We start from the raw sequence: 4,850 nt of genomic DNA on the forward strand, positions 1-4,850 counted from the left end.
GTATATGCGGAAACAGAGACTACAGCTAAAATTACAAAAGAATATTTAAAAATTTTCACTTGACTCATTTACCATAATTCCAACCTATTAACTCCATTAAATATTACATAGTTTTTTAAGAAATAATATATAGTTAATAGACTTCCGTCATAAATCAAAAAACGTACAATTTATTTGATCTTAAATTAATCAGCAAACTTATTTAATTCAAAGGATAATCCTTGGATGAAATTCAAAGATATTCAAAAATTATCAGACGTTAAGTTTCGTAGGCTTACCGGTGTTAGTTGGGCTACATTTAACCTGATGTTGGCCGAGCTAAATAAGCAGTTACCTCGTCATATTGGTAAAGGACGACCGCATAAATTACCGTTGGAAGATCGTTTGCTCTTATGTATAGGCTTTGTTGCATAAATATTTTGCAAAATACTTATTTTTAAGGAGTTTAAGAAAATTTTAATAAAAAATAAGTATAATAAAATCATAGTTTTAGGTATTTTTGCAACAAAGCCTCTTAGAAATAAAAGAGCATGATGTTTTAAGTATTTAACATAAAATCTCTTATGCGAAATTCCAAGAAGAGCACATCCAGTGCTCTTCTTATTTTTAGATAATAAATCGTTAAAAAAATGATCCATTCTCATTTTAGAACTGGGTGTTTTTTACTCAAAATACTATTTTTTTCCATAACCATAAAAGCCCCCCTTTGAAACATATATTTTTATTGATTATTTTTGTGCAAATTTCCTTGTAAACAGCTGTTTTATGGCAGGAATATAAATAAGAGTTCCTGCGATCTGCGTGCGCGAAAACATCTGAAAATTTGCCAAGTTTAAAAAAGCCTGAGACGATGGCTTTGCCAAAATATGAAATGAGCTTTGTTGTGTTAATCGTGCAACGAGCAAAACTTTCTAAACTTTTTTTTTCGGTTCGTGTGCATGAGACAGCCATCTCATTGCTAAAGACCGTGTAGCTGCATACGTGAGAAATCTAGTTGGTGCGGCTGCGAAGGGCACTGGACAGTGAGATTCTGTTCTTTGACCCAATCACTCTTAATTGGCTGTGACGTATGAAATCGTTGTGAGCCGATCAAATAGTTGGGCGACACTGAAACGGGACCCTTGGTGACAAGGGCAAACCCTGCTTAACAGAGAGTGTGAGTATCTTCATGGAATGATAGATGCGTTAGGAACACACGTTTACCGCTTCAATTCCTTAACAGGGTGGTATGCGTTGCGCACAGGTGGGCTTATGAGAGTATCGCGAGGTACTAGGGGCACGAGGAGAAATCTGGACTGCTCGGTACTCAATGATTAACCAAATTGATTTGTCGTGATGACATATTTGATTAGTTATTGAGATCTATGGATAGCTCAAGCCTGTAACAGTGACACTAAGGAGATTCAAGAGATTGGATCAAGCATGTTGCTTTGCGTAGGTTAAGTGCTTTACCCGTAATGAAATTTAATATCGGTTAATAATGGGAGTTTTTGGAACTCTTATCCCAAAAAAAAGGAATGGCTGATATCAGATGGAACGGATAAGCGTACTGACCGTCTATTTCTTTCGAAATAGACAAAGACTGTTAACGCTAAAGTGGGAATCTCTCAAGCCAATGATTAGATGTGGTGGCTCCACACTATAGGCTTGTGGACCGAAAACACTACGCGAGAGTGCTATAAGGTTTTATTAATGAGAGAGGGAGAGTTGCTGAATAGATTTAATTTGGTTTTATTTACAGATTAATTAGGTCACTTCGAGCGAATAAAAACGTAAGGGGTGGGTGAACGAAAGGCAATACGGTGCATAACCGGACTGAGAAAACAAAGTTTGTCAGGGGAGAGGTGTGGCAACCTCGGCAGCTATGAAATGCGGCAAGCCTGTTTGGCACGGAAGAAAGTGAATAAACGTTAAACATCCTGATGTAGCGCTCGGATGAATAATATTTCATGAGTAATCATTAAGAAAAGCGCTGGTTACGTTGAAGTTTGCGCTTTGAAATAACCCAGTTGTTCCGGAGACGGATCTGCTGCTGACTGATTTTTGCGATGATGGGCCGCAAGGCTCTAGTGGGATGATGTTATATAAAATCGTGATTGTGGAACTAAAACACAATTTGAAGTGTGTACTTTGTGATGTGTAGAAGTCAGGGCCTGCTTAGTCTTGATGGAGGATCCATGAGAGTCGCTTCCACTGGAAACAGTGAAAATGTCGTAAGTTGATAACTGCGAGTTCGTTCTAGTCGCGAACTCAATAAATGATTAGCGTTAAGCGCGTTAGTTTCGTGAATTTGAACACGGAAAATCAAAAAAACAAGGCGGTCTCCTTAGGAGGCCGCCTTACCTTTTCCTGAAAGCTCATCATTTGCGTTTTAAGCACGTTTTCCTCATCGACATAGATTCATAGTAATCAGTGAAAAATCGCGCATACCCCCTATTTTTTGCATCTAATCGCAATTTCAGAGCGAGTGTCTACGAGCGAACATCGAAAAGTCGCGCCTAGACTCTCTGGAAAACAATTTTTTAGTATAAAAATCTTAAAAACAGTAAATCACTTGCAGAAAAATGATGTCTAGACCGAGCGAAGCGAGCATAAAGAACTTATGAGCGTAGCGAATTCATTCGTGCTTTTGCTTTTTTAAAGTCACGAAATTCTGAGCCAAAAATTGCCCCTCGAATCGAGCGAAAGCGAGATTCAATAGAGTTTGAGCGTAGCGAAAACATAGGGCAATTTTTCATTCCCTAAGCTTTTAATTATTTTTAATGTTTTTAAATGCTTTTATAGTTCATTAAGTGACTGTAAATAAATAATTTAATAGCTTATAAAGATAGGTTTAAGGGGTTATAAAGATAGGTTTAAGGGGTTATAAAGATAGGTTTAAGGGGTTATAAAGATAGGTTTAAGGGGTATTTGAATAGTTAAATTATTGACTATTTAAAATAGCCGGTATATAACCTATGTAGATTAATAAATAAGCTTAGAATTGTGACAAATACTAATAAGTTAGTTGTAAAAGATAATGCTCTGATTGATGCTTCATTCAATTTATCATTGATAGAACAAAGAATAATGCTTCTAGCTATAGTCGAAGCTAGAGAATCACAAAAGCTTTCCCCTGATACCCCGATAGAAGTATCAGTGAGTGACTATATTCATCAGTTTAAAGTCGATAGTAATAATGCTTATGCCTTGCTTAAAGATGCTGCTAGGACATTAAAACGAAGAGAATTTAGTTATCTAGATAGGTATAAGGGGATAGAGGCTCTTTCGACTGCCAATTGGGTTAATAAAGTAACGTATGTTGATAATAACGGTTTGATTGTTTTATATCTAAGTCATGAAGTAATTAGCTTAATAAGCAAATTGAGTGAGCAATTTACAAAATACTATATCGAACAAGTTTCAGACTTTAAAAGTAAATATAGTATTCGCTTATATGAACTTATTATTAAGTGGTTAAGCGTTACTAAGACAGAAAAATACAGCATCAATGACTTGAGATCAAAGCTTGGACTTAGTGTTGAAGAGTATTCAACTATGTCTAATTTCAAATCCAATGTCTTAGACAAAGCAATTAATGAAATTAACAAACATACTGATATAAGTGTTGATTATCAACAGTTTAAGAAAGGTCGAGTTATCACTGATATTCAATTTTCTATAAAGTCTAAAGCTCGACCTTCTAAGCAAACTAACTCTCTCAAACAGTCTTTTTATCAAATGAGTGACTCACAAATTAACTTATTTGGAAATCAATTATCTCGCCTACATGAACTGTCTCATTTAGCAAATCAAGGTGAAAGCTATGAAGAGTTAGCCATTAAAATTAAAGATATGCTCAGAGATCCAGTACAACAAAAACAACTTCTTCCACATCTTAAAGATCTAGGTTTTAACGTTTAAGTACATTACAGTTCATGTAATGACGGACTAAAACCATAATTAAAGAACTATGCCTAAATTTACTGTTGCGGAATTAGCTAAAAAATATGGAATCGCTCGTACATCTATTTATGATCGTATGAAGAATGGTTCTATTAGTTATGAAATTGACTCTAAGAATCGAAAAGTCATTGATTTTAGTGAAATGCAACGTGTTTACGGTATGCCTAACAGTCAGGCTGACAGTAAGCCTGATAGTAAGGAAACTGACAACACTACAGTTGAACTGTACAAGCAATTGATTGAAGAATTACGACATGATAAATCAGTTGCCGAAGAACGTGAAAGGCGTATGTACAAAGAGATTGAGCAACTTAAAGATAAAATTGACAACCTAACATTAGCACTTGGCTATACACCTAAAAATATTCAGCCTGACAGTCAGGATTACAGTACAAATGAACAAATCCGTACAACTACAGACTTACAAGAAACTGTACAACCAGAACAAGTTACCCCAATAGAAAATAAGCCTATTCAGCAAACATCTACGATAACACCAGAACCTAAAAAACGCGGTCTATTTGGTCGAGTACTGAAAGCAGTTTTGAATGATGATTAATGCTTGATTGTTCACCTGGGCTTATTAAACTCGTGGAACATTGATTAAATAGTAGGCGTGGAACATGATAAATCATAAAAAAAACCCGGACAGGGATGTTCGGGCTATAAACTTTGAAATAAGTATATGAATTTCAAAGTAAATTATAACACATTTCGTATAAGGTGTATTATGTTAATTTTAGAAAATCTAAAATAATTATTGATAATTTTTTTTTGAAAATTTAACATACCTTCCGATTGGTATTTTAGGTATGATTACTTATGAACAGTGTGTTACTCGCTTATGTATTACTTGGATTTGCAATAGTTTCCGAAGTGATTGGAAGTAGTTTTTTAGTTAAATC

The 4,850-nt window shown here is 35.1% G+C and carries 3 protein-coding genes; all 3 read left to right on the forward strand.

Features of this window, described 5'->3' with window-relative positions:
- The first annotated feature begins 225 nt into the window (after window positions 1-225).
- The 3 genes from FTV37_RS16385 to FTV37_RS16395 all read left to right on the forward strand — a co-directional run bounded on the left by FTV37_RS16385 (window position 226) and on the right by FTV37_RS16395 (window position 4,504).
- Window positions 226-414 (forward strand): hypothetical protein, encoded by a 189-nt coding sequence (locus tag FTV37_RS16385; RefSeq protein WP_157799961.1) that lies wholly within the window; start codon window positions 226-228, stop codon window positions 412-414.
- Between the two features lie 2,571 nt (window positions 415-2,985).
- Window positions 2,986-3,903, forward strand: a complete 918-nt coding sequence (gene repM, locus FTV37_RS16390; protein ID WP_180015784.1) for a replication initiation protein RepM — start codon at window positions 2,986-2,988, stop codon at window positions 3,901-3,903.
- A gap of 49 nt (window positions 3,904-3,952) precedes the next feature.
- The gene (locus FTV37_RS16395) at window positions 3,953-4,504 is read left to right on the forward strand and encodes a plasmid replication DNA-binding protein (RefSeq protein WP_180064281.1); all 552 of its coding nucleotides are present in this window, start codon (window positions 3,953-3,955) and stop codon (window positions 4,502-4,504) included.
- The last annotated feature ends 346 nt before the right edge of the window (window positions 4,505-4,850 follow it).

The sequence above is a fragment of the Acinetobacter sp. YH16042 genome, from assembly GCF_013417245.1.
In the GTDB taxonomy this organism is placed as follows: Bacteria; Pseudomonadota; Gammaproteobacteria; order Pseudomonadales; family Moraxellaceae; genus Acinetobacter; species Acinetobacter amyesii.

Excerpts from the sequence above, each read along its gene's own strand:
- FTV37_RS16395 (WP_180064281.1), top strand. The coding sequence starts at position 3,953 with ATGCCTAAATTTACTGTTGCGGAATTAGCTAAAAAATATGGAATCGCT.
- FTV37_RS16385 (WP_157799961.1), top strand. The coding sequence starts at position 226 with ATGAAATTCAAAGATATTCAAAAATTATCAGACGTTAAGTTTCGTAGG.